Genomic DNA, 22,857 nt, shown 5'->3' on the forward strand with positions numbered 1-22,857 from the left:
CCGGCCAGCCCCCGTTCCCGTTCCCACTGCTTCCTCCGTTGCCCTGGCCCTGGATGAAGTTGCCCGGAAGGGAGAAGGTCGGGGTCGGGACGGGGCCGCCGGTGGTGTCACCCGTGGTGCCGGTTGTTCCCCCGTCCGTCAGTCCGCCGATCAGTCCGCCGATTCCCCCCGTGGTGTCCCCGTTCTTGCCGTTGTCCGCCCCCCCTCGGCCTTTTCCCTGACCATCTCCCTTGTTGCTGTCGTCCGGGATGTCGATCAGGTGGAAGTCCTCCACGGGTTTCCCGTCCAGCGCGCCGGTCATCATGTCGCGCCAGATCGGGCCGGGCACCTCGCCACCGAACACCTTCTCGTGCGGGACGCCGCCGATGGTGATGTTGATCATCTTGCGCCGGTGGGCCGGGTCGCCGACCCAGACCGCGCCGGCCATGTTCGGGGTGTAGCCGACGAACCAGGCGGCGTAGCGCTCGTCCGTCGTACCCGTCTTGCCCGCGCTCGGGCGGTTGCCGAGACCGGCCTCCTGGCCCGTACCGTCCTCGACCACGCCCTTGAGGAGCGTGCTGATGGTGTCCGCGGTCTTCTGGGACATCGCGCGTGAGCACGTCGACTTCGGCACCGGCAGCGACTTCTCCTCGCTGCCGACCTTCTGCGTGACCGACTCGATGGCGACCGGGGTGCAGTACATACCGCGCGAGGCGAAGGTGGCGTACGCGTTCGCCATCGTCAGCGGGGACATCTCCTGCGTGCCGAGCGCGATGGACGGGGCCTGGTCGATCTTGCGGCCGTCCGCCCGCTGCACGCCCATCTTCTGGGCCATCTTCGTGACGGGGCAGATGCCGATGTCGCCGATCAGCTGCACGTAGTAGGTGTTGACCGACTTGGCGGTCGCTTCCTTCATGCCGTACGGGCCGTGCTCGGACTCGTTCTCGTTCGTCAGCTTGGCCGGGTTGTTCGGGTCGTTGCGCCAGCTCTTGCCGTCACACGCGGCGACCGGGCTCGGGTACGTCATCTCGTACGGCGACGGGTACTGCTGCGTCGGGGACTTGCCGCCCTCGATCGCGGCCGCCGCGACGATCGGCTTGAACGTCGAACCGGGCTGGTAGCCGGCGCCGCCGCCCATGTCCTGGTTCACGGACAGGTTGATCTGCGTCTCGTCCTTGCCGAAGCCGTACGGCCGGGACTGGCCCATCGCCAGGATCTTGCCGGTGCCGGGCTGGACGATGGTCGCGGCCGTGGCCACCGCGTCGGACTTGTAGACGTGGTCCTTGATGGACGCCTGCACGGATTCCTGGGACTGCGGGTCGAGCGTCGTATGGATCGTCAGACCGCCCTGGTTCCACAGCTTCGCCCGGGCCTCCTTGGTGTTGCCGAAGGTCGGGTCGTTCAGGACGACGTCGCGCACGTAGTCACAGAAGAAGCCGGCGCCCCGGACCGCGGTGATGCAACCGTTCTTGGGCTGGCTCGGGTTCAGCCCCAGCGGCGTCTGCTTGGCCTGGTCGGCCTCCTTCTGGGAGATGTCGCCGACCTCCGCCATGCGCTGCAGGACGGTGTTGCGCCGCTTGGTGGCCTCGGCCTCGTCGTTGACCGGGTCGTAGCGGCTCGGGGACTGCACGATGCCCGCCAGCAGCGCGGCCTGCTGCAGGTTCAGGTCCTTGGAGTGCTGGGAGAAGTACCGCTGGGAGGCGGCCTCGACGCCGTAGGCCTGCTCGCCGAAGAAGGTGATGTTCAGGTAGTTCTCGAGGATCTTCTTCTTGCCGAGCTTGTCCTCGATCTGGATCGCGTACTTCAGCTCCTTGATCTTGCGGCCGATGGTCTGCTGGGTGGCCTCGGCGACCTTCGTCGGGTCGTCGCCGGCCTCCTCGATGAAGTAGTTCTTCACCAGTTGCTGGGTGAGGGTGGAGGCACCCTGTGCGACCCCGCCGCTCTGCGCGTTCTTGTTGACGGCACGCAGCACGCCCTTGAGGTCGATCGCGCCGTGCTGGTAGAAGCGCGAGTCCTCGATCGCGACGATCGCCTTCTGCATGTACGGCGAGATGTCCTTGAGGTCGACCACCGTGCGGTCACGGGAGTAGACCGTCGCGATCTGGTTCCCGCGCGCGTCCAGTATCGTCGTGCGCTGGCTCAGCTGGGGACTCTTGAGGTTGGCCGGGATCTCGTCGAAGCTCTTGACCGACCCCTTGGCCGCGAGGCCGAGCGCGCCGGCCGCGGGCAGTGCGATGCCCGCCATCACGGCTCCGGCGAGGACACTGACACCGAGGAACTTGGCGGCCTGCTGCGTTGGCGACAGACCACCGCCCGAGCGCTTCTTTGGCATGGGGGCAGCCTAATCCGTACTCATGAGCGTTCCGAAGGAGCGGCCGCATCACGGCACGGCAAAGCAAGACGGCCTACGTTCTCATTCGCCGGACACGCGCGCAGGCCTTGGCCTAAGCTGCTCCCAACTGTCACAGCAGTGCGGTCACGTATCAATACGTCCGGCGACCCCGAATCGTTCCGGTCGTACCCCCGTTTTTCCACGGGGACGTGTCCGAGTTCCTGAGAGGCGCGTGTCCGAATCCGCCTCGTGTGTCATCAGGTGCCCGATGTGGCGCACTACAGCTGCCCCGGTTTGCCGGGACAGTCGCGTATGTCGTCAGCTCACTCCCGCGGGTGATCTGCCGCTTACCCATAGTCCGTTCGGGCCATTCAAGATTGGGCCCGAAGGGGGTGTTGCGCTGTGCCCACCTTCCGTAACGTCCTCAACTGGCGGCGGTGAATATGCCGCTGCCGCCGTGGGGGAGCCTCGATTCGGGAGAGGACGGCGCCGGTATGGGCTGGGTAACCGACTGGAGTGCGCAGGCTGCCTGCCGCACTACTGATCCGGATGAACTGTTCGTTCAAGGAGCAGCGCAGAACAGGGCCAAGGCGGTGTGCACCGGTTGTCCGGTACGTACCGAGTGCCTGGCCGATGCGCTGGACAACCGCGTCGAATTCGGCGTGTGGGGAGGCATGACGGAGCGGGAACGCCGCGCACTGCTGCGCCGGCGGCCCACCGTGACCTCCTGGCGCAGGCTGCTGGAGACCGCTCGCTCGGAGTACGAGCGTGGCGCCGGGATCGTGTCCCTCGACAGTGACGAGGTGTACGAGCACTACGCGGCGGTGAGCTGAGGGCATTGCCCTCCGGCACCTGCCTGGGGAAACGTCGGCAGCCGTGGGGCAACCGTGGGGCTCGGCAAGCGCCGATCGCGCCTGGACCTGGGCAGCCGCAATCGGCCTGTGGCCCGTCCGCCCCGCCGGGCGAGACACCCGGCGTGCTTGCGGAGGCCATGTGCCGTCCGCGAGGAGACCGTTGCCGTGTGTGGCGACGCCCGTCCTGTGTGGAGAGGTCCTGCGTCCGTGGGGCGCCGACACTCCTTGCATGTCCGTGGGGCCGCTGACACTCTCAGTGCGCCCGTTGCGACGCTGGCCCTTCCTGCGTTCCTGTGTCAGCTGCCGTTTGCCGCAGATGCGTTCCGCGCCGTCCGTGTGTGCGCATGTGCCCGCGTGGGTACGGCCATCCGCCGCATGACCGCACGCTCACGCACTCGTTTGTTCACTGCTCGCTGTCCTGGGCCTGCGTGCCCGTGGCCAGTCGTGTGCCGATGTGGCGCAGGCCCGTGAGGTCGTGGACGTCGCCGGGCAGTGCGGGTACTTCGACGACCGCCACCTCGGGGTGGCGGGCGGTGAAACGGTCACGCGTGCGCCGCTCGCGCGCGAGCAGCTGCATGCGATCGGCGTGCAGTCTCAGCAGTCCCGCGGTGAGCCGGTCGACGGGGCGCTCCGCGTCGGCGGGGGAGCCTTCCTCGGAAGCAGGGGAACCGGGCGCGGCCTCGGATGCGGGAGGTCGTGAACTGCCATGCGTGTCGGGAGAGTTACGAAGTCCAGCTTTCCCGCTGCCCTGATCGACAATGCGGGGGTCCGCAAGATTTTCCGCGGCGGCGAGTGCCCGCTCGGCCGACAGTCCGTCGGCGCCGCTGCCGTGCACCCGGTTGAGCACCAGTCCGACCAGCGGCATGCTCTCCTCGGCCAGCCGCTCCACGAAGTACGCCGCCTCGCGCAACGCGTCCCGCTCCGGGGCCGCGACCACCAGGAACGCGGTGCCGGGCGCCTGGAGCAGCTTGTACGTTGCGTCCGCGCGCGTACGGAACCCGCCGAACGTCGTGTCCATCGCGGCCACGAACGTCTGTACGTCCTTCAGCAGCTGACCGCCCAGCAGTTTGCCCAGCGTGCCGGTCATCATCGACATGCCGACGTTGAGGAAGGCCATGCCCGCGCGTCCGCCCAGCTTGGCGGGGGCCGTCAGCAGGCGGATGAGACGGCCGTCCAGGAAGGAACCGAGTCGCTTGGGCGCGTCCAGGAAGTCCAGCGCGGAGCGGGACGGCGGGGTGTCGACCACGATCAGGTCCCACTCGTCCTTCGCGCGCAGCTGGCCCAGCTTCTCCATGGCCATGTACTCCTGCGTGCCCGCGAAGCCCGCCGAGAGCGACTGGTAGAAGGGGTTCGCCAGGATCGCGGCCGCCCGCTCGGGGTCCGCGTGCGCCTCCACGACCTCGTCGAAGGTGCGCTTCATGTCGAGCATCATGGCGTGCAGTTCGCCGTCGCCCTCGGTGCCCTTCACCCGGCGCGGGACGTTGTCGAGCGAGTCGATGCCCATCGACTGGGCCAGCCGGCGGGCCGGGTCGATGGTCAGGACGACCACCTTGCGGCCCCGCTCGGCGGCCCTGAGGCCGAGCGCCGCCGCGGTCGTCGTCTTGCCGACCCCGCCCGAGCCGCAGCACACCACGATCCGGGTCTTCGGGTCGTCCAGCAGCGGGTCGACGTCCAGCACGCGCGCGGGGGAGAGGCGACGGGCCGTTTCCTGTGCCTCGGCCGGGTCCGGACTCATGACAACCCCTGCTTCCGCAGCTCGGTGGCGAGTTCGTACAGCCCCGCCAGGTCCATGCCCTCGGCGAGCAGCGGCAGTTCGCCCAGCGGCAGGTCCAGCTCGCCGAGGGCCGTGCGCTGCTCCTGCTCCAGCGCGTACCGCTCGGCGTACTCCGCCGCCTGCCGCAGCAGCGGGTCCACCAGTTTCTCGGCGTTCCCGCCCCGCCGTGCCCCGCCCAGGCCGGCGGTCGAGAGTGCCTGTGCGACCGAAGAACGCTCCACGGTCCGTACGAGTTCCAGATCGCCCGCGTCCAGCACCTCGGGCCGGACCATGTTCACGATGACGCGGCCCACCGGGAGCCGTGCCGCGCGGAGTTCGGCGATACCGTCGGCGGTCTCCTGGACCGGCATCTCCTCCAGCAGCGTCACCAGGTGCACGGCCGTCTCGGGCGACTTCAGCACCCGCATCACGGCCTGCGCCTGATTGTGTATCGGGCCGATCTTGGCCAGGCCCGCCACCTCGTCGTTGACGTTCAGGAAGCGGGTGACGCGGCCGGTCGGCGGGGCGTCCATGACGACGTAGTCGTACGCGAACTTCCCCTTCTTGTCCTTGCGGCGCACCGCCTCGCACGCCTTGCCGGTCAGGAGCACGTCCCTGATGCCGGGCGCGACGGTGGTGGCGAAGTCGATGGCACCGAGCTTTTTCAGGGCCCGGCCGGCTCCACCCAGTTTGTAGAACATCTGGAGGTAGTCCAGAAGGGCCAGTTCCGGGTCGATGGCGAGTGCGTACACCTCCCCGCCGCCCGGAGCGACCGCGATCTTCCGCTCCTCGTACGGCAACGCCTCCGTCTCGAAGAGCTGGGCGATGCCCTGCCGGCCCTCGACCTCCACGAGAAGCGTCCGCTTCCCCTCGGTCGCGAGGGCCAGCGCGAGTGCGGCGGCGACCGTCGTCTTTCCGGTCCCGCCCTTGCCGCTGACGACCTGGAGCCTGCTCACGCCTTCGAGACTAACCAGTCCGGCCGACGGTCACGCGGGAGGCTGTGGATAACGGCCGTCACAGTCCGGCCTCCCGCCTGTGGACACAGGTCCCTGGCCCCTGTGGACGACGCCCGCCATCGGCGACCGCAGGTCCCGCCGGTCGCAGCGGCTACAGTCGCCCTCATGACCAAGTGGGAATACGCAACCGTGCCGCTGCTCGTCCATGCCACGAAGCAGATTCTGGACACCTGGGGCGAGGACGGCTGGGAGCTCGTCCAGGTCGTGCCCGGGCCGAACCCCGAGCAGCTCGTGGCCTACCTGAAGCGGGAGAAGCAGGCATGAGCGCGGTCGAGGACAGGCTGGCCGAACTGGGCCTGACCCTGCCGGACGTCGTGCCGCCGCTGGCCGCGTACCAGCCGGCCGTGCAGTCCGGCCTGTATGTGTACACCGCAGGTCAGCTGCCGCTGGTCAAGGGCAAGCTGCTGGTCACCGGCAAGGTGGGCGCCGAGGTGCCGCCGGAGCAGGCCAAGGAGCTGGCCGGTGTCTGCGCGCTGAACGCCCTGGCCGCCGTGAAGTCCGTCGTCGGTGACCTGGACCGCATCGCGCGCGTGGTGAAGGTCGTCGGGTTCGTCGCCTCCGCGACCGACTTCACCGGGCAGCCCGGTGTCGTCAACGGTGCCAGCGAGCTGCTCGGCGAGGTCCTCGGCGACAAGGGTGTGCACGCCCGCAGCGCGGTCGGCGTCGCGGTGCTGCCGCTGGACGCGCCGGTCGAGGTCGAGATCCAGGTCGAGCTGGTCCCGTAACAGTCGAGCTGGTCCCGTAACACCCGCCGGCCTCCAGCACCTCTCGAACATTCGCCCGGCACGGGATAGCCTCCGGCCATGGCGAACGGTCAGTGGTATCCCCCGGAGTGGCCGGACCGCATCCGCGCGCTCGCGGACGGCACCCTCACCCCGGTGTCCCCCAGGCGCGCGGCCACGGTGCTGCTCCTGAAGGACTCCGAGCCCGGCCCCGTCGTCCACATGCTGCGCAGACGCGCCTCCATGGCCTTCGCCGGAGGCGCGTACGCGTATCCCGGGGGCGGTGTCGACCCGCGTGACGACGACCGTCTGGTGCGCTGGGCGGGCCCCGCGCGCGCGTGGTGGGCGCGGCGGCTCGGCGTCGACGAGCCGGGCGCCCAGGCGATCGTGTGCGCGGCCGTACGGGAGACGTACGAGGAGGCGGGCGTCCTGCTCGCCGGGCCCGACGCGGACTCGGTCGTCGGCGACACAACCGGGGAGGACTGGGAGGCCGACCGGGCCGCCCTGGTCGCGCGCGAGCTGTCCTTCGCCGAGTTCCTGGACCGGCGCGGTCTGGTGCTGCGCTCGGACCTGCTGGGCGCCTGGACCCGCTGGATCACCCCGGAGTTCGAGACCCGACGCTACGACACCTGGTTCTTCGTGGCCGCCCTGCCCGAGGGCCAGCGCACCCGCAACGCCTCCACGGAGGCCGACCGCACGGTGTGGATCCGCCCCCAGGAGGCCGCCGCCGGGTACGACAAGGGCGAGCTGCTCATGATGCCGCCCACCATCGCCACCCTGCGCCAGCTGCTGCCGTACGCCACCGCCGCCGAGGCGCTCGCCGCCGCCCCCGCGCGCGACATGACCGCTGTGATGGCCGGTGCCCGCCTCGTGGACGGCGAGATCGTGCTGTCCTGGCCGGGGCACGAGGAGTTCACCAAGCACATCCCGACGGCGGAGAAGACCCCCGGTGGAGGCCCCGCATGACCGACGCAAGCGCCCTGCCGGGCCAGCCCCGCGGCACGGTGCTCTCCGGCCCCGCCACCGAACGGGCCGTCAACGTCCTCGCGCCCAACGCCTCCGCGATGACCCTGGACGGCACCAACACCTGGATCGTCGCCGAACCCGACTCCGAACTGGCCGTGGTGATCGACCCGGGCCCGCTGGACGACGGCCATCTGCGCGCGGTGGTCGACGCGGCGGAGAAGGCCGGCAAGCGAATAGCCCTGACCCTGCTCACCCACGGCCACCCGGACCATGCCGAGGGCGCCACCCGCTTCGCGGAACTGACCGGTACGCGCGTGCGTGCCCTCGACCCGGCGCTGCGCCTCGGCGACGAGGGCCTGGCCGCCGGGAACGTGATCACCGTGGGCGGCCTGGAGCTGAGGGTCGTCCCGACCCCCGGGCACACCGCGGACTCGCTGAGCTTCCATCTCCCGGCCGACCGTGCGGTGCTGACCGGCGACACCATCCTCGGGCGCGGTACGACGGTCGTGGCGCACCCCGACGGCCGTCTGGGCGACTATCTGGACTCGCTGCGGCGGCTGCGGTCCCTGACGGTCGACGACGGCGTCCACACGGTCCTGCCGGGCCACGGGCCGGTCCTGGAGGACGCCCAGGGAGCCGTCGAGTTCTACCTCGCCCATCGAGCGCACCGGCTCGCCCAGGTGGAGACGGCGGTCGAGGACGGCTGCCGCAGCCCGGCCGAGGTCGTGACGCATGTGTACGCCGACGTGGACCGCTCGCTGTGGCCGGCGGCGGAGCTGTCGGTACGGGCGCAGATGGACTACCTGAGCGAGCACGGGCTGATCTAGCCCGGGTCTACTCCGGTCTCGGCGCCTTGACGCCGTGCACGCGCGCGTACTCCTCGGCGAGCCAGGGGCCGAGGTCGGCCACGTACGACCGCAGCACCCCCGGGTCGCCGACGGGCTCGTAGCCGTACCGCGCCGCCGTACGCAGCTGGTCGGCCCGATCGGGGTAGAAGACGCCGAACGCCTCGGCCATCTCCCGCAGGTCACTGGTCCAGCCGTTCCAACGGGGCATGACGAGGGTGAAGCCGGTGCGGACGAGGTGCCGGGACATGAAGCGCACGAGCGGCCGCCTGGCCTCCTCGGTGTCCTCGGCGCCCGCGATCCGTTCCCGCCAGCGGGGCAGCCACCGGGCCAGGTCGCCGTTGGTCTCGCGCGCGAGGAGGGAGTCGGGCCGGTAGCGCGGCAGATACTCGGCGAGATCGTCGCCGAGCAGCGGGGTGCACAGACAGGCGACGAACCAGCCGAGGTCGTACCGCTCCAGCTCGCTCAGCAGCCGGTCCCGCCCGTACATCAGCGTGCCGACGCCGTCGATCTGCGGGAACTCCTTGTCGACGGCCTCACCGAGCGCCCGTACGGCCTCCCTGTCGGCCTCGCCGGGCTCCTCCCGCAGCGCGACGAACAGGTCCAGGTCGCTGCGTCCCACGCGCGCGGTGCCGCGCGGGACCGACCCGTAGAGGTAGGCGCTGTGCAGCCGCGTGCCGAGAACCTCCAGCAGTCCGTCGCGTGCAGCGGCCACGACCGGGCGGAACGCGTGCGGCACGCGCGCGAGGGAACCTTCGCGGGCGATGTACCCCTGGGCGTCGAGCCCTTTCGGGGGAACCATGTCGGCCATGACATCACTGTGCCCCGGAGATCACTCCGGGGCAGGTGATTTACGGCCGGGAAACGGCCGCCGGACTTGCCGGGAAACGGCCGCCGGACTTGCCGGGAGACGGCTACCGGGAGCGCTTCGCGAGCCGCTCCACGTCCAGCAGGATGACGGCCCGCGCCTCCAGGCGCAGCCACCCGCGCTGGGCGAAGTCCGCCAGCGCCTTGTTCACGGTCTCGCGCGAGGCGCCGACCAGCTGGGCCAGCTCTTCCTGCGTGAGGTCGTGAACGACGTGGATGCCCTCCTCGGACTGCACGCCGAAGCGGCGCGAGAGGTCCAGCAGGGCGCGGGCCACGCGGCCGGGGACGTCGGAGAAGACCAGGTCGGACATGGCGTCGTTGGTCTTGCGCAGCCGGCGCGCGACGGCGCGCAGCAGGGCGGTGGCCACCTCCGGGCGTGCGTTCAGCCAGGGCTGGAGGTCGCCGTGGCCGAGACCGAGCAGCTTGACCTCGGTCAGCGCGGTCGCGGTCGCCGTACGCGGGCCCGGGTCGAACAGCGACAGCTCGCCGATCAGCTCGCCGGGGCCGACGACGGCGAGCATGTTCTCGCGGCCGTCGGGGGAAGTGCGGTGCAGCTTCACCTTGCCCTCGGTGACGACGTAGAGCCGGTCGCCCGGGTCGCCCTCGTGGAACAGGGAGTCGCCACGCGCCAGCGTCACCTCACTCATGGAGGCGCGCAGTTCCGCGGACTGCTCGTCGTCGAGAGCCGCGAAGAGCGGGTTGCGCCGCAGAACGTCGTCCACGAGTTCTCTCCTTGTCGACCTGCTCAGGGGATCTTGCTCCCCGGTGTGCCAGGGGTCCGTGTTCCCCATTTTGCCGGACGGTCCAAACAGTGTGATCTGTCACAAGGATGCCGCACAGGTGTCCCGGGGTAAGCGTCAGGGGTCCAATCGGGGGCCGATCTTCCGGGTCCGGGGCGGATGTCGGTGCCGGGCTCTAGGCTGGCCGGGAGTCCAAAACGCCGGTGGGAGCACAGTCCAAGGGGGCTTAGCGGGTGGTTGTACGTCGCGATTCCGCTGTGGGCGAACAGAGCTCGGGCGGTAGTAAGAAAACCGGAAAAACAGTCAGAACGGTCACCTCTGTAAAGCCCGTCAAGAAGGACGAGTCCCGCACGGCCCTGGTCCGCCGCGCCCGCCGCATCAACCGCGAGCTGGCCGAGGTCTACCCGTACGCGCATCCCGAGCTGGACTTCGACAACCCCTTCCAGCTGCTGGTCGCCACCGTGCTGTCGGCCCAGACCACCGACCTGCGCGTCAACCAGACGACCCCGGCGCTCTTCGCCAGGTATCCGACGCCCGAGGACCTCGCCGCCGCCAACCCGGAGGAGGTCGAGGAGATCCTGCGTCCCTGCGGTTTCTTCCGGATGAAGACCAAGTCGGTCATAGGGCTCTCCAAAGCGCTGGCGGAGGACTTCAGCGGTGAGGTGCCCGGCAGGCTGGAGGACCTCGTCAAGCTGCCCGGCGTCGGCCGCAAGACCGCCTTCGTCGTCCTCGGCAACGCCTTCGGGCGGCCCGGGATCACCGTGGACACCCACTTCCAGCGGCTGGTCCGCCGCTGGCAGTGGACGCAGGAGAGCGACCCGGACAAGATCGAGGCCGCTGTCGGCGCGCTGTTCCCGAAGAGCGAGTGGACCGATCTGTCCCACCACGTCATCTGGCACGGCCGCCGGATCTGCCACGCCCGCAAGCCCGCCTGCGGCGCCTGCCCGATCGCCCCGCTCTGCCCGGCCTACGGCGAGGGCGAGACCGATCCGGAGAAGGCCAAGAAGCTGCTGAAGTACGAGAAGGGCGGCTTCCCCGGCCAGCGCCTGAAGCCCCCGCAGGCGTACCTCGACGCGGGCGGCAAGCCGGCCCCGCCGTTGGGGGCCGCGTGACGGAACGATCCCGGGGCCCTCGGGCGTTGGACGGACAGAGGCGACGGGGGTGGCGATGACGAAGGCCAGTGAGACGCGGGGCGGAGCGGTGGCGCTCAGCAAGGAGGGGCTGCCGGACTGGCTGGCGCCGGTGGTGCGGGCGGTGGAGACGGTCGAGCCGCTCCAGCTGAGCCGTTTCCTGCCACCGGAGAACGGCTCGGGGCGGCAGTCGGCGGTGCTGATCCTGTTCGGCGAGGGCGAGCGCGGCCCCGAGCTGCTGCTCATCGAGCGCGCCGGCTCCCTGCGCTCGCACGCGGGGCAGCCGTCCTTCCCGGGCGGCGCGCTCGACCCCGAGGACGGTGATCCGAAAGCCGACGGGCTGCTCAGGGCCGCACTGCGCGAGGCCGAGGAGGAGACCGGCCTCGATCCGTCCGGCGTCCAGCTCTTCGGTGTGCTGCCCGCGCTGTACATCCCGGTCAGCGGCTTCGTCGTCACGCCCGTGCTCGGCTGGTGGCGCGAGCCCAGCCCGGTCGGCGTCGTCGACCCGAACGAGACGGCGCGGGTGTTCACCGTCCCCGTGGCGGATCTCACGGACCCCGCCAACCGCGCAACCGCCGTTCACCCCAGAGGCCACCGAGGTCCGGCATTCCTGGTCGAATCGGCCCTGGTATGGGGCTTCACGGCCGGAGTGATCGACCGCCTGCTGCACTTCGCGGGCTGGGAGCGCCCCTGGGACGGGGAGAAGCAGGTCCCACTCGACTGGCGGTCATGACAGGGTGTCGTCCGTGCTGTGTTTCCCGGGGGACGCCGTGTCCTCTTGCCGCTGCGAGGCAGGCCGGACCCTCGTCCGAGCTGCGGGGACTGGAGTGAGTAGGCGAGGCCTCAAGCAGTGAACGTGCTGGACATCCTGTTGCTGGTCGCGGCCGTGTGGTTCGCGGTCGTGGGCTACCGCCAGGGCTTCGTCGTCGGCATCCTGTCGGTGATCGGCTTCCTCGGCGGTGGACTCGTCGCCGTGTACACGCTCCCCGTCATCTGGGACGCCGTGACCGACAAGGCGAACGTCGGCACCACCGCGGCCGTGGTCGCCGTGGTCGTCGTCATCGTCTGCGCCTCCGTCGGCCAGGCCCTGACCACCCACCTCGGCAACAAGCTGCGCCGGTACATCACCTGGTCCCCGGCCCGCGCCCTGGACGCCACCGGCGGCGCGCTCGTCAACGTCGTCGCGATGCTGTTGGTCGCCTGGCTGATCGGCTCCGCCCTCGCCGGCACCACCCTGCCGACGCTCGGCAAGGAGGTGCGCGGCTCCAAGGTGCTCCTCGGGGTCTCCCGGGCGTTGCCCGCGCAGGCCAACACCTGGTTCGCGGACTTCTCCACCGTCCTCGCGCAGAACGGCTTCCCGCAGGTCTTCAGCCCCTTCGCCAACGAGCCGATCACCGATGTCCGGCCGCCCGACCCGGCCCTGGCGAGCAGCCCGGTCGCCGTCCGCGCCCAGCGCTCCATCGTCAAGGTCACCGGCACCGCCCAGAGCTGCGGCAAGGTCCTGGAGGGCACCGGCTTCGTCTTCGCCGACCGCCGCGTCATGACCAACGCGCACGTGGTCGGCGGGGTCGACGCACCCACCGTGCAGATAGGCGGAGAGGGCCGCAAGTACGACGCCAAGGTCGTCCTGTACGACTGGAAGCGCGACATCGCCGTCCTCGACGTACCGGACCTGAGGGCGAGCGCGCTGCGGTTCTCCGGCCAGGAGGCGGGCGGCGGCGACGGCGCGATCGTCGCGGGCTTCCCGGAGAACGGCTCGTACGACGTGCGCGCCGCGCGCGTGCGCGGGCGCATCACGGCCAACGGCCCGGACATCTACCACCGTGGCACGGTCAGCCGCGACGTCTACTCGCTGTACACGACCGTCCGCCAGGGCAACTCGGGCGGCCCGCTGCTCACTCCCGACGGCCGGGTGTACGGCGTGGTGTTCGCCAAGTCCCTCGACGACGCCGAGACCGGCTACGCCCTCACGGCGGACGAGATCCGGCCCGACATCGACCGAGGCCGTACGGCGAACGAGCAGGTGGGTACGGACAGCTGCGCCCTGTGACCCCGGCGTGATCCCCCGCGCGGCAGTTCAGCCGCGCGGGTGACGCAGCCGCACCGAGACCCAGCGGGCCCGGCGGCGCAGGATGCGCGGGATCCCCACGCGGAGATCCGCTTCCGCGAGTTGCGGGGTGCCGCGCTGAGGCGTGCTCAGACCGGCGGCCGAGCGGCGGTTGCGGGGTGCGTCACTGTAGTCGTGCGTCCAGCCCATACCCCGACGTGTGCCCCCGCCCGAAGGTCGATAACCACCTGCGCGCCCCCCAATTGGCCTATGCGGCAGGCATGTGGCCGCTCGAGGAACAAATGTTCAGGAACCGTCACCGGTCGGGCTCGGGATCCTTCAGCCAGTTGACGAGTTCCGTGGAGAACGCGACCGGGTCCTCCTCGTGGGGGAAGTGGCCGAGTCCGTCGAACAGGCGCCAGCGGTACGGGGCTTCGACGTACTCGCCCGAGCCGGCCGAGCTGCGCGTGCGGGTCACCGGGTCGAGTGAACCGTGCAGATGCAGGGTCGGCACCCGCACCGGGCGCTTCATCCGGCGGTTGAACTGGATGCCGTCCGGGCGGGCCAGCGAGCGCACCAGCCAGCGGTACGGCTCGATCGAGCAGTGCGCGGTCGACGGGATGCACATGGCCTGCTGGTACGTCCGCACCGCCGCGTCCTCCGGCGGCCGCGGCCCGGACCACTCCCGGATCAGCCGTCCCACCAGTTCACCGTCGTTCGCGGTGAGTTGACGCTCCGGGATCCACGGCCGCTGGAAACCCCAGATGTAGGAGCTGGCGGCCGTCTGCCGGGCGTCACGCAGCATCGCCGCGCGCCAGCGCCGCGGGTGCGGCATCGACACGACGGCGAGCCGGCGCACCAGCTTGGGCCGCATCGTCGCCGCCGTCCACGCCAGATAGCCACCTAGGTCGTGGCCGACCAGCGCCGCGTCCGGCTCGCCGAGCGAGCGGATCACACCGGTGACGTCCAGCGCCAGATTGGCGGGGTCGTACCCGCGCGGCGTACGGTCGCTGCCGCCGACGCCCCGCAGGTCCATCGCCACCGCCCGGTAGCCCGCGTCCGCGAGCGCCACCAGCTGGTGCCGCCACGTCCACCAGAACTGCGGGAAGCCGTGCAGCAGCAGCACCAGCGGACCGTCGCCGAGTTCGGCGATGTGGAAGCGCGCGCCGTTGGCGGCGACGTCCCTGTGGGTCACCTTTTTCCCGTGGGGGACGTCGATCCGTACGACGGAGGGGGCGGGGTCGCTCATGACGACGAGCGTGCCACAGCTTCGATGGCCGCGGGGCCCCGGTCCTCGGGCAGCTCCGCGCGCGGGTGCGGCTTGGCGTTCTGCAGGACGCCCGCCGTCTCCTTCACGGACGCGGCCACCTTCTGTGGGCCCTGGCCCTTCTTGGCCTTCTTCGCGAACACCAGGCCGATGAGGCCGAGCAGGACGGCGACGAACACGTTGGCCGCGAAGGACAGCACGAAGCAGATCGCCAGATTCCAATGGCTCCAGGTCCGGATGCCGTAGGCGAGGGCGAAGTTGAGCATCGGCAGGGAGAAGACCAGCACCACGGCCGCCACCGTGAAGGCGCCGCCGCTGACCGCGCCGCGCTTCACGTCCTGCTTCAGCTGGGCCTTGGCCAGCGCGATCTCGTCATGCACCAGCGCCGACATTTCGGTCGTCGCCGAGGCGAACAGCTGGCCGATGCTGCGTTCGGCGCCGACCGGGCTGCCGTCGGGTGCGCTCATCGCGTTCTCCCTTAGAGGTCTCTCGTGCCGCGGGCGTACCGTCGGCTACGGCCGCCCCGCTCGTGCGACCGTGCTCGACCGGCCGTCCCGCTGGTGTGGCCGTCTTGTTTTGTACCGTCTCGTCAGATCATGCCGGACGGTCGTCCTCCTCGCCTGCCCCGCCCGGTACTTCCGCAAGCCCGTGGCGTGCCGCGGCCGCCCGCTCGGCGGCGATACGCCGGTGTTCGGCGGCCTTGCGGTCGTAGATCGCGGCCATCCGCAGGTGATAGGCCGGGTCGTGCTGCTCGTACACGTCCGGGATGCCGTCGAGGTCGTCGTCGCGCTCTTCTTCCTCGCACAGCCTGCGGTACTTGGCGTTGCGTATCTTCAGCAGCACCGTCGCGCACACCGCCGCGATCAGCGATCCCATGAGGACGGCCGCCTTCACCTCGTCGGTGAGGACGGTGTCGCCGGCGAAGGCGAGTTCGCCGATGAGCAGCGAGACGGTGAAGCCGATTCCGGCGAGCGAGGCCACCGCGAAGACGTCGGCCCAGGCGATCTCCTCGCTGAGGGAGGCACGGGTGAAGCGGACGGTCAGCCAGGTGCCGCCGAATATGCCGATCGTCTTGCCGACCAGGAGTCCGAGCACCACGCCGAGCGTCTCCGGCTTGGTGAACACGTCCCCGAGCGCCCCGCCGGAGATCGCCACCCCGGCGCTGAACAGCGCGAACACCGGCACGGCGAGCCCGGCCGACAGGGGGCGCACCAGATGCTCGATGTGCTCGCCCGGCGAGTGCTCCTCGCCCTCACGGGTGGTGCAGCGCAGCATCAGGCCCATCGCCACGCCGGCGATGGTGGCGTGCACGCCGCTGTTGTACATCAGCGCCCAGATCACCAGCGCGAGCGGCACGTACACGTACCAGCCGCGCACGCCCTTGCGCAGCAGCAGCCAGAAGACCACCAGCCCGGCGACGGCCCCGCCGAGGGCGGCGAAGTTCAGCCGGTCGGTGAAGAAGACCGCGATGATCAGGATCGCGAAGAGGTCGTCGACGACCGCGAGGGTGAGCAGGAAGGCGCGCAGGGCGCTGGGCAGGGAGGTGCCGATGACCGCGAGGACGGCGAGCGCGAAGGCGATGTCGGTGGCGGTGGGCACCGCCCAGCCCTGTGTCGAGCCGTGCCCGGTGAGGTTGGTGAGGGTGTAGACGAGCGCCGGTACGGCCATGCCGCACACCGCGGCGACCACCGGCAGTACGGCCGCTTTCGGATCGCGCAGGTCCCCGGCGACCAGTTCGCGCTTCAGTTCGATGCCGGCGACGAAGAAGAACACCGCGAGCAGGCCGTCGGCGGCCCAGTGGGCCACGGAGAGGTTCAGGCCGAGCGCTTCGGGGCCCATGTGGAAGTGGCTGACGGCTTCGTAGCTGTGGTGGAGGGCGGGGATGTTCGCCCAGACGAGGGCCGCGACGGCGGCGAGGAGCAGCAGGACACCGCCGACGGTCTCGGTGCGCAGCGCGTCCGCGACGAAGGCCCGCTCGGGCAGGGACAGACGTCCGAGGACCTTGCGGGGGGCGGGGGGCGCGGTCACGGCGGGACCTCCGGTGGGTAGGCAGGACGGCTCACATGCCGACCAGACTTCCCGGCGCACCCTTGTCGCGTTCTTGACGCTTTACTTAGCTTACCTAAGGTTGAGCGTTAGCTCAAAGGGAGTAATCCGGGACCGGTGATCTTCACGGTAGACGCAAAAGGGGCATCAGGCCTGTCGGCCGGATGCCCCTGTGCGGTGGTGCCGGTCAGTCCTCGCTGGGTGCGGCCGGCAGCTTGGCCTGGATGAAGTCCATGACCGTGGAGTCCGTCAGCGTGGTGACGTCGCCGAGCTGGCGGTTCTCGGCCACGTCCCGCAGCAGACGGCGCATGATCTTGCCGGAGCGGGTCTTCGGCAGCTCGGCCACCGGCAGGATCCGCTTGGGCTTGGCGATCGGGCCGAGCGTGGCGCCCACGTGGTCGCGCAGCTCGCCGATGAGCGACTCGCTCTCCGCGGCCGTACCGCGCAGGATCACGAAGGCGACGATCGCCTGGCCGGTGGTCTCGTCGGCGGCACCGACGACGGCCGCCTCCGCGACCGACGGGTGCGAGACGAGCGCCGACTCCACCTCGGTGGTGGAGATGTTGTGCCCGGACACGAGCATGACGTCGTCCACCCGGCCCAGCAGCCAGATGTCCCCGTCGTCGTCCTTCTTCGCCCCGTCACCGGCGAAGTACTTGCCCTCGAACCGGGACCAGTAGGTGTCGATGAACCGCTGGTCGTCGCCCCAGATGGTGCGCAGCATCGACGGCCACGGCTCGGTCAGCACCAGATAGCCACCGCCGCCGTGGGGCACCTCGTGCGCCTCGTCGTCGACGACGGTCGCGCTGATGCCGGGCAGCGGGGTCTGCGCGGAACCGGGCTTGGCGGCGGTGACGCCGGGCAGCGGCGAGATCATCATCGCGCCGGTCTCCGTCTGCCACCAGGTGTCCACGACCGGCGTCAGGTCCGCGCCGATGTTCTTGCGGTACCAGATCCACGCCTCGGGGTTGATGGGCTCGCCCACCGAGCCGAGGATGCGCAGGGAGGACAGGTCGAACTTGGCGGGGATGTCGTCACCCCACTTCATGAACGTCCGGATCGCGGTGGGCGCGGTGTAGAGGATCGTGACCTTGTACTTCTGCACGATCTCCCAGAACCGGCCCTGGTGCGGGGTGTCCGGGGTGCCCTCGTACATGACCTGCGTGGCGCCGTTGGCCAGCGGGCCGTAGACGATGTACGAGTGGCCGGTGACCCAGCCGACGTCGGCCGTGCACCAGAACACGTCCGTCTCCGGCTTGAGGTCGAAGACCGCCCAGTGGGTGTATGCCGCCTGGGTGAGGTAGCCGCCGGACGTGTGCAGGATGCCCTTGGGCTTACCCGTCGTGCCCGACGTGTAGAGGATGAACAGCGGGTGCTCCGCCCCGAACGCCTCCGGGGTGTGCTCCGCCGACTGGCGGCCGACCAGGTCGTGCCACCACACGTCCCGCTCGTCGTTCCACGCCACGTCCTGTCCGGTACGGCGCACCACCAGCACGTGCTCGACGCCCGTGGCCTTCGTCACCGCCTCGTCGACGGCCGGCTTCAGTGCGGACGGCTTGCCGCGCCGGTAGCCTCCGTCGGAGGTGATGACGACCTTGGCGTCCGCGTCCTGGATCCGGGTCGCGAGGGCGTCCGCCGAGAAGCCGCCGAAGACGACCGAGTGCGCGGCGCCGATCCGGGCCGAGGCCAGCATCGCGATCGCGGTCTCCGGGATCATCGGCATATAGATGGCGACCCGGTCGCCCTTGCGAACGCCCAGCTCCAGCAGGGCGTTGGCCGCCTTGGAGACCTCGTCCTTCAGCTCCGCGTAAGTGATCGAGCGACTGTCGCCGGGCTCGCCCTCGAAGTGGATGGCGACGCGGTCGCCGTGTCCGGCCTCGACATGACGGTCCACGCAGTTGTACGCGACATTCAGCTCGCCGTCCTTGAACCACTTCGCGAACGGCGGGTTCGACCAGTCCAGTGTCTCGGTCGGTTCCTTGGCCCAGGTCAGCCGACGGGCCTGCTCGGCCCAGAAGCCGAGCCTGTCAGCCTTGGCCTGTGCATACGCCTCCGCGGTGACATTGGCATGCGCGGCCAGGTCGGCGGGCGGCGCGAACCTGCGTTCTTCCTTGAGCAGGTTGGCCAGGCTTTCGTTGCTCACGACATCTCCCTTTCCAAGGGTGTCCGTTGTGTCCCAGGCCACAGCTCATCAGACGCGGGGGGCCGATGACAAGGGCGGTTGCCCAAATTGGTTTAGACCTATCGGAAACTTGGGGATTCGCGCCACCCCGCATGCCTCTTCTCCTGCGGCGACACCCTCGCTGACGTCCTGGAACGCCCCGCCTTCGCAACGGGGTGCCGGTGCCCGCGGGTTGTTGGACGGCCATGGACTCGCTGGACGCGGACTGCGGAGAGGGCGGCACCTTCGTCGCCCCACGGACCGCCGCCCCTTCCGGGCAGGCCGCGCCGACTTGGCCCGCACCGGCGGTGCGGTGCGACGCCGGAACGACTTGATGCCACACGTCAGTTCATGTCCGGCTTCCGGTCCGTCGGCGGGCGCTCCACGAATGATCCGTAATCGAAAAGTAAAAACAAGGTATTACTTTTCGAGGCAAATGACGCACCCGATCACTCGCGTGAGCGAAGTAATCATTTGATCGGCTTGTCGTACTAATTCCTCTTCGGTCCCGTGCAACCTTGGCGGCGCTGCCAGTGCAACCCCGGCAGATCACCAGAAAACGGCTCTCGTCAGCGTTTGCCTGAGAGAAGGAAGAAGGTGGGCGGAACATGGCCGCCACCCAGAGGATCGCCGCCGGTGCCATGGTCGCCGCGGCCTGCGCCTCGTCGCTCGCCGGTTGCGCGACAGGCTCCAACGGTTCGAAGGAAGGGACGACCGGCCCGCAGAAGGGGGCGCCCGCGCCCCAGAGCGTGGTCCGGCTGATCGGCGACGGATCCACCGCCTACACCGGCGCGCAGCCCCATCTGCCCCGGCCCGAGCGGCTGAAGCCCGGGCGGAAGCCGCCCCAGTTCGTCGTCTTCTCCTGGGACGGCGCGGGCGAGGACAGCCAGAAGCTGTTCTCGCACTTCCGCAGGGTGTCCAAGGAGAACCACGCGACCATGACGTACTTCCTCAGCGGCGTGTACACGCTTCCTGAGGGGAAGCGTGACCTCTACAAGCCCCCGAAGCACTCGCCGGGCCGCTCCGACATCGGCTTCAACGACGAGCGGGGGATCGCCGACACCGTCAAGCAGGCCCGGCTGGCCTGGCTGGAGGGCAACGAGATCGGCACTCACTTCAACGGCCACTTCTGCGGGCCCGACGGCGGAGTCGGCACCTGGTCGGTGGACGAGTGGAAGAGCGAGATCGCCCAGGCCAAGCAGTTCGTGAAGACCTGGAAGACCAACACCGGCATGAAGAACGCGGCTCCGCTGCCCTTCGACTACGACAAGGAGCTGATCGGCGCCCGCACCCCCTGCCTCGAAGGCCAGCAGAACTTCATGAAGGCGGCCCACCAGTTGGGCTTCCGCTACGACTCCAGTGGCGTCAACAACCAGGTCTGGCCCAAGAAGAAGGAGGGCCTGTGGGACCTGTCGATGCAGCTGGTGCCCTTCCCGGGACACACCTACGAACAGCTGACCATGGACTACAACTTCATGGTCAACCAGTCCGGCACCCAGACGCAGGGCGACCCCGACAAGTTCGACTACTGGGGCGACCAGATGCGCGACGGCCTCGTCAAGGGCTTCTATCGGGCCTACGACGGCAACCGCGCGCCGCTGATCATCGGCAACCACTTCGAGTCCTGGAACGGCGGCACGTACATGCGCGCCGTCGAGGACACGGTGAAGGAGGTGTGCAACAAGCCGGACGTGCGCTGCGTGTCCTTCCACCAGCTGGTCGACTGGCTGGACGCCCAGGATCCGAAGACCCTCCAGAAGCTGCGCACCCTGAACGTGGGCGAGGCTCCCCGGCAGGGCTGGGCGTCCTTCCTGTCCGGCCGTCCGGCTCCGGCGCCCAAGGGCGTGCCCGGGGCGCCGGCGGTCAAGTACTAGGCATCAGACGGGGGTTGCCACGCCCTCGCCGAGCACGAAGGCGGGGTCGACCTGCGCCGCCAGGTCGGCCCCGGTGCGTTCGTTGCCCCACACCTCGGCGTTCTTGAGGTGGAAGTGCACCATCTGGCGGGTGTAGCGCTCCCAGTCCCGTCGCTCGTACATGGCGTCCGCGGTGGCCCGCAGCGTGTGCAGGGCGCGGGAGCCGGCCTCCTCCAGGAGATCGAACCGGGGCGGGCGGCCCTTCTCCATGGCGCGCACCCAGTCCGAGCGCCCGACCGTCACGAGCAGGTCGTCCCCGACCTCCGCGCGCAGGAAGTCGATGTCGTCCTGGTCCTGGATCTTGTTGCCGACGACCTTCAGGGCTACGCCGAAGTCGCGGGCGTACTCCTTGTACTGGCGGTAGACGGAGACCCCCTTCCGGGTGGGCTCGGCGACGAGGAACGTCATGTCGAAGCGGGTGAACATGCCGGAGGCGAAGGAGTCCGAACCGGCCGTCATGTCGACCACGACGTACTCGTCGGGGCCGTCGACGAGGTGGTTCAGGAACAGCTCCACCGCTCCCGTCTTGGAGTGGTAGCAGGCGACCCCCAGGTCGGCGTCCGTGAAGGGGCCCGTGACCATCAAACGGACGGCGCCGCCGTCGAGTTCCACCGGGCGCGCGCAGGCGTCGTAGATCTGGTTCGGCTCCCGGACGTGGACGAGGCGCGAGCCCTCGCCGGGCGGGGTCGTCTTGATCATCGTCGTGGCGGAGGGGATGCGCGGGTTGGAGCCGCGCAGGTAGTCCTTGATCAGCGGCAGTCGCTCGCCCATGGCGGGCAGCGCTGCCGCCTCCGCCTCGTCGAGTCCGAGCGCCGGACCGAGGTGCTGGTTGATGTCCGCGTCGATGGCGACCACCGGAGCGCCAGCGGCCGCGAGGTGGCGGATGAAGAGGGAGGAGAGCGTGGTCTTGCCACTGCCGCCCTTCCCGACGAAAGCAATTTTCATGTTCACCAACAGTAGTCAGGTGATAGCTGTATGTGTCAGGCGGAAGTGAAGAAGACCACTCCTTCGAGGGGTGGGGCGGTGGGGTGCGTAGGGTCGTACTCATGAGTACGACAGGCGCGACCGCCGATCCGCTTGCGACCCTGGGCTCGCTGCCCGGTGTGGCCGAGTCCGTGGAGTCCGTGCGCAAGGCCGTGGACCGGGTCTACGGGCACCGCGTCATGCGGCGCCGCAGCACCGAGATCACCTCCGAGGCGGCCCTGCGCGGCGCCCGCGGTTCCGCCGCGCTGTCCGGCGCCGACTGGGGCCTGGAGGAGGTGCGCCGGCGCACCGACTTCAGCGGCGACCCCGAGGCGCGCGTGATGGGCGCCGCCCTGCGGCTGTCGGCCGAGGCGGGGCAGCTGCTGTCCATCTGGCGGCAGTCCCCGCTGCGGGTGCTGGCCCGGCTGCACATGGTGGCCGCGGCGGGCGACGGCGACGAGGTCGGCCGGCCGCGCCAGGCGGGCGAGGCGGTGGACGAGCCGCTGATCGAGCTACCCCTGCCGGACGCCGCGGAGGTCTCCGGCCGGCTGGAGGGGCTCGCGGACCTGATCATCGCCGGGACGTCGGCGCCCGCGCTGGTGACGGCCGCCGTGGTGCACGGCGAGCTGCTGGCGCTGCGCCCCTTCGTGTCCCACAACGGCCTGGTCGCGCGCACGGCCGAGCGGATCGTCCTGATCGGCAGCGGCTTGGACCCGAAGGCGATCTGTCCGGCCGAGGTCGGGCACGCCGAACTCGGGCGCGCGTCCTACCTGGCGGCACTGGACGGATACGTCTCCGGCACTCCCGAGGGCATGGCGGCCTGGATCGCCCACTGCGGACGGGCGGTCGAGCTGGGCGTGCGCGAGTCCACGGCGGTGTGCGAGGCGCTCCAGCGCGGCGCGGCCTGAGCGGGCACCTCGACGCCAACTCGCCGGACATGGGTTGCGGCGGTACGAGTTCTCGTACCGCCGCTGGCATGCTCACCGGGTTACCAAGCGTCCTCGATATGTGCCCATCAGGTCGGGGAGCTTTGCCCGTCACCTGGTGCTGCTGGCCCGTAATCGACGGGTCGACGTCGCGTGGGTGCCCGATGTTCATGTGGGGTCCGTGGGGCCACGTGCGTAGTGGTAGGTGATCCTCTCGGATGTCCTCTGGTCTCGCGGGCCTACATTCTTTCTACCGCGGGCCGGGAGGAAGCGGAACCCTTGGCTGCACTTCTTTACTTTCGGCTTCAAACAGGGGTGAAACGGACGTTT

Annotated in this window: 21 protein-coding genes; 10 read left to right on the plus strand and 11 right to left on the minus strand. The window is 69.9% G+C overall.

Going from position 1 to position 22,857, the window contains the following annotated elements; all coding sequences use genetic code 11:
• Positions 1-2,311, minus strand: a 2,311-nt coding sequence (locus tag ADK64_RS07335; RefSeq protein ID WP_053656274.1) for a transglycosylase domain-containing protein, incomplete at its 3' end; no start/stop codon positions are given.
• A 494-nt stretch (positions 2,312-2,805) separates the two neighbouring features.
• On the opposite strand from ADK64_RS07335, the gene wblA reads away from it, so the two are divergent.
• Positions 2,806-3,144, plus strand: a complete 339-nt coding sequence (gene wblA, locus ADK64_RS07340; protein ID WP_053656277.1) for a transcriptional regulator WblA — start codon at positions 2,806-2,808, stop codon at positions 3,142-3,144.
• Between the two features lie 424 nt (positions 3,145-3,568).
• Here the strand turns inward: wblA and ADK64_RS07345 are convergent, their stop codons facing one another.
• Together ADK64_RS07345 and ADK64_RS07350 are read right to left on the minus strand one after the other, a co-directional pair.
• A complete protein-coding gene (locus ADK64_RS07345; RefSeq protein ID WP_053656279.1) occupies positions 3,569-4,900 on the minus strand; it encodes an ArsA family ATPase in 1,332 nt (443 codons plus the stop codon).
• Complete coding sequence (locus ADK64_RS07350) at positions 4,897-5,874, minus strand: ArsA family ATPase (protein WP_053656281.1); 978 nt, start codon at positions 5,872-5,874, stop codon at positions 4,897-4,899. The genes ADK64_RS07345 and ADK64_RS07350 overlap by 4 nt, the downstream gene beginning before the upstream one ends.
• Before the next feature lie 165 nt (positions 5,875-6,039).
• Between ADK64_RS07350 and ADK64_RS44765 the strand changes: the two genes are divergently transcribed.
• The 4 genes from ADK64_RS44765 to ADK64_RS07365 all read left to right on the plus strand — a co-directional run bounded on the left by ADK64_RS44765 (position 6,040) and on the right by ADK64_RS07365 (position 8,449).
• Positions 6,040-6,198, plus strand: a complete 159-nt coding sequence (locus ADK64_RS44765; RefSeq protein WP_009189813.1) for a DUF4177 domain-containing protein — start codon at positions 6,040-6,042, stop codon at positions 6,196-6,198.
• Positions 6,195-6,659, plus strand: a complete 465-nt coding sequence (locus ADK64_RS07355) for a RidA family protein (protein WP_053656283.1) — start codon at positions 6,195-6,197, stop codon at positions 6,657-6,659. The genes ADK64_RS44765 and ADK64_RS07355 overlap by 4 nt, the downstream gene beginning before the upstream one ends.
• A 78-nt stretch (positions 6,660-6,737) precedes the next feature.
• On the plus strand, positions 6,738-7,622 hold the full coding sequence (locus ADK64_RS07360; RefSeq protein ID WP_053656285.1) for an NUDIX hydrolase: 885 nt from the start codon (positions 6,738-6,740) through the stop codon (positions 7,620-7,622).
• Positions 7,619-8,449, plus strand: coding sequence for an MBL fold metallo-hydrolase (locus ADK64_RS07365; protein WP_053656287.1), 831 nt, complete (start codon positions 7,619-7,621; stop codon positions 8,447-8,449). The genes ADK64_RS07360 and ADK64_RS07365 overlap by 4 nt, the downstream gene beginning before the upstream one ends.
• Before the next feature lie 7 nt (positions 8,450-8,456).
• Here the strand turns inward: ADK64_RS07365 and ADK64_RS07370 are convergent, their stop codons facing one another.
• Positions 8,457-9,278, minus strand: coding sequence for a nucleotidyltransferase domain-containing protein (locus tag ADK64_RS07370; protein WP_053656289.1), 822 nt, complete (start codon positions 9,276-9,278; stop codon positions 8,457-8,459).
• Between the two features lie 103 nt (positions 9,279-9,381).
• Entirely contained in the window at positions 9,382-10,056 is a 675-nt protein-coding gene (locus ADK64_RS07375; protein WP_018547939.1) for a Crp/Fnr family transcriptional regulator, read from the minus strand.
• Between the two features lie 275 nt (positions 10,057-10,331).
• Here ADK64_RS07375 and nth point away from each other — a divergent pair, with 275 nt between their 5' ends.
• The 3 genes from nth (at position 10,332) to ADK64_RS07390 (ending at position 13,254) form a co-directional block, all read left to right on the plus strand.
• The gene (nth, locus tag ADK64_RS07380) at positions 10,332-11,186 is read left to right on the plus strand and encodes an endonuclease III (RefSeq protein ID WP_053656291.1); all 855 of its coding nucleotides are present in this window, start codon (positions 10,332-10,334) and stop codon (positions 11,184-11,186) included.
• 55 nt (positions 11,187-11,241) lie between these two features.
• On the plus strand, positions 11,242-11,937 hold the full coding sequence (locus tag ADK64_RS07385) for an NUDIX hydrolase (RefSeq protein WP_053656292.1): 696 nt from the start codon (positions 11,242-11,244) through the stop codon (positions 11,935-11,937).
• Between the two features lie 117 nt (positions 11,938-12,054).
• Positions 12,055-13,254 (plus strand): MarP family serine protease, encoded by a 1,200-nt coding sequence (locus tag ADK64_RS07390; RefSeq protein WP_053656294.1) that lies wholly within the window; start codon positions 12,055-12,057, stop codon positions 13,252-13,254.
• Between the two features lie 27 nt (positions 13,255-13,281).
• On the opposite strand, the gene ADK64_RS07395 is transcribed toward ADK64_RS07390, so the two are convergent.
• The 5 genes from ADK64_RS07395 to acs form a co-directional block, all read right to left on the minus strand.
• Positions 13,282-13,461 (minus strand): hypothetical protein, encoded by a 180-nt coding sequence (locus ADK64_RS07395; protein WP_053656296.1) that lies wholly within the window; start codon positions 13,459-13,461, stop codon positions 13,282-13,284.
• A 106-nt stretch (positions 13,462-13,567) separates the two neighbouring features.
• Positions 13,568-14,500, minus strand: coding sequence for an alpha/beta fold hydrolase (locus ADK64_RS07400; protein WP_053656299.1), 933 nt, complete (start codon positions 14,498-14,500; stop codon positions 13,568-13,570).
• A complete protein-coding gene (locus tag ADK64_RS07405) occupies positions 14,497-14,985 on the minus strand; it encodes a phage holin family protein (protein ID WP_053656301.1) in 489 nt (162 codons plus the stop codon). The genes ADK64_RS07400 and ADK64_RS07405 overlap by 4 nt, the downstream gene beginning before the upstream one ends.
• Positions 14,986-15,112: 127 nt before the next feature.
• On the minus strand, positions 15,113-16,546 hold the full coding sequence (gene nhaA / locus ADK64_RS07410) for a Na+/H+ antiporter NhaA (protein WP_053656302.1): 1,434 nt from the start codon (positions 16,544-16,546) through the stop codon (positions 15,113-15,115).
• A gap of 205 nt (positions 16,547-16,751) precedes the next feature.
• Positions 16,752-18,707: an acetate--CoA ligase gene (acs, locus tag ADK64_RS07415; RefSeq protein ID WP_053656304.1), complete on the minus strand. Its 1,956-nt coding sequence runs from the start codon at positions 18,705-18,707 to the stop codon at positions 16,752-16,754.
• Positions 18,708-19,333: 626 nt separating this feature from the next.
• Here acs and ADK64_RS07420 point away from each other — a divergent pair.
• Positions 19,334-20,599, plus strand: coding sequence for a hypothetical protein (locus tag ADK64_RS07420; protein WP_053656306.1), 1,266 nt, complete (start codon positions 19,334-19,336; stop codon positions 20,597-20,599).
• Between the two features lie 3 nt (positions 20,600-20,602).
• Here ADK64_RS07420 and ADK64_RS07425 read toward each other — a convergent pair whose 3' ends face one another.
• Positions 20,603-21,583: an ATP-binding protein gene (locus ADK64_RS07425; protein WP_199829518.1), complete on the minus strand. Its 981-nt coding sequence runs from the start codon at positions 21,581-21,583 to the stop codon at positions 20,603-20,605.
• Between the two features lie 101 nt (positions 21,584-21,684).
• Between ADK64_RS07425 and ADK64_RS07430 the strand changes: the two genes are divergently transcribed.
• The gene (locus tag ADK64_RS07430; protein WP_053656310.1) at positions 21,685-22,509 is read left to right on the plus strand and encodes a Fic family protein; all 825 of its coding nucleotides are present in this window, start codon (positions 21,685-21,687) and stop codon (positions 22,507-22,509) included.
• Positions 22,510-22,857: the final 348 nt, after the last annotated feature.

This window comes from Streptomyces sp. MMG1121, from assembly GCF_001280015.1.
Classification (GTDB): domain Bacteria; phylum Actinomycetota; class Actinomycetes; order Streptomycetales; family Streptomycetaceae; genus Streptomyces.

Excerpts from the sequence above, each read along its gene's own strand:
- wblA (WP_053656277.1), top strand. The coding sequence starts at position 2,806 with ATGGGCTGGGTAACCGACTGGAGTGCGCAGGCTGCCTGCCGCACTACT.
- ADK64_RS07345 (WP_053656279.1), bottom strand. The coding sequence starts at position 4,900 with ATGAGTCCGGACCCGGCCGAGGCACAGGAAACGGCCCGTCGCCTCTCC.
- ADK64_RS44765 (WP_009189813.1), top strand. The coding sequence starts at position 6,040 with ATGACCAAGTGGGAATACGCAACCGTGCCGCTGCTCGTCCATGCCACG.
- ADK64_RS07355 (WP_053656283.1), top strand. The coding sequence starts at position 6,195 with ATGAGCGCGGTCGAGGACAGGCTGGCCGAACTGGGCCTGACCCTGCCG.
- ADK64_RS07360 (WP_053656285.1), top strand. The coding sequence starts at position 6,738 with ATGGCGAACGGTCAGTGGTATCCCCCGGAGTGGCCGGACCGCATCCGC.
- ADK64_RS07365 (WP_053656287.1), top strand. The coding sequence starts at position 7,619 with ATGACCGACGCAAGCGCCCTGCCGGGCCAGCCCCGCGGCACGGTGCTC.
- ADK64_RS07370 (WP_053656289.1), bottom strand. The coding sequence starts at position 9,278 with ATGGCCGACATGGTTCCCCCGAAAGGGCTCGACGCCCAGGGGTACATC.
- ADK64_RS07385 (WP_053656292.1), top strand. The coding sequence starts at position 11,242 with ATGACGAAGGCCAGTGAGACGCGGGGCGGAGCGGTGGCGCTCAGCAAG.
- ADK64_RS07395 (WP_053656296.1), bottom strand. The coding sequence starts at position 13,461 with ATGGGCTGGACGCACGACTACAGTGACGCACCCCGCAACCGCCGCTCG.
- ADK64_RS07400 (WP_053656299.1), bottom strand. The coding sequence starts at position 14,500 with ATGAGCGACCCCGCCCCCTCCGTCGTACGGATCGACGTCCCCCACGGG.
- ADK64_RS07405 (WP_053656301.1), bottom strand. The coding sequence starts at position 14,985 with ATGAGCGCACCCGACGGCAGCCCGGTCGGCGCCGAACGCAGCATCGGC.
- ADK64_RS07420 (WP_053656306.1), top strand. The coding sequence starts at position 19,334 with ATGGCCGCCACCCAGAGGATCGCCGCCGGTGCCATGGTCGCCGCGGCC.
- ADK64_RS07425 (WP_199829518.1), bottom strand. The coding sequence starts at position 21,583 with ATGAAAATTGCTTTCGTCGGGAAGGGCGGCAGTGGCAAGACCACGCTC.
- ADK64_RS07430 (WP_053656310.1), top strand. The coding sequence starts at position 21,685 with ATGAGTACGACAGGCGCGACCGCCGATCCGCTTGCGACCCTGGGCTCG.